We start from the raw sequence: 802 nt of genomic DNA, 5'->3' as shown, positions 1-802 counted from the left end.
CCCCGGCGCTGGCTGGCCGACCGCTGAGCGTGACGGAACAGGTGGGCGACAGCGAGGCGCGAGTGACCGAACGGTTCGTCTGGGCCGACACCACAGCACAAGCGCAAGCCCATAACCTGGTCGGGCAAGCGGTCAGTCATTACGACCCGGCTGGGCTGGTGAAAACGACCAGCATCACCTTGACCGGTGTGCCGAGCGCGGTGACCCGGCAGCTGCTCAAGAATGCCGACAACCCTGATATCGCCGCCGACTGGCAGGGCGAAGGTGCCTCTGATTGGGACACCCGACTGGCCCTTGAGGTCTATACGACCCAGAGCACGACGGACGCGACAGGCACGCAGGTGACGACCCTCGATGCCGCAGGCAACCTGCAACGCGTGGCCTATGACGTGGCCGGCCAGCTCAGCGGCAGTTGGCTGACGATCAAGGGCAAGGCCGAACAAACGATCGTCAAGGCCGTGAGCTACGCGGCGACCGGGCAGAAGCTGCGCGAGGAACATGGCAACGGCGTGGTGACCACCTACACCTACGAACCCATGACCCAGCGTCTGGCCAGTATCAAGACCGAACGCCCGACGGGCCATGCCAGCGGCGCCAAGGTGCTGCAGGACCTGCGCTACGCCTACGACCCGGTCGGCAATGTGCTCAAGATCCGCAACGATGCCGAAGCCACCCGGTTCTGGCGCAACCAGAAGGTGGTACCGGAAAACACCTACACCTACGACAGCCTCTACCAACTCATCAGCGCCACCGGCCGTGAAATGGCCAACGCCGGCCAACAAGGCCGTCACCTGCCGCATGT

At 64.6% G+C, this 802-nt stretch carries 1 pseudogene; it reads left to right on the top strand.

Features of this window, described 5'->3' with window-relative positions:
• A pseudogene (locus tag ACNFG0_RS22820) lies at positions 1-802 on the top strand (RHS repeat protein); the annotation flags it as partial.

The sequence above is a fragment of the Pseudomonas sp. NY15372 genome (genome assembly GCF_048068215.1).
Classification (GTDB): Bacteria; Pseudomonadota; Gammaproteobacteria; order Pseudomonadales; family Pseudomonadaceae; genus Aquipseudomonas; species Aquipseudomonas guariconensis_A.
Note: the sequence above shows the minus strand (reverse complement) of the source record. Positions and strands in the feature narration are given on the sequence as shown.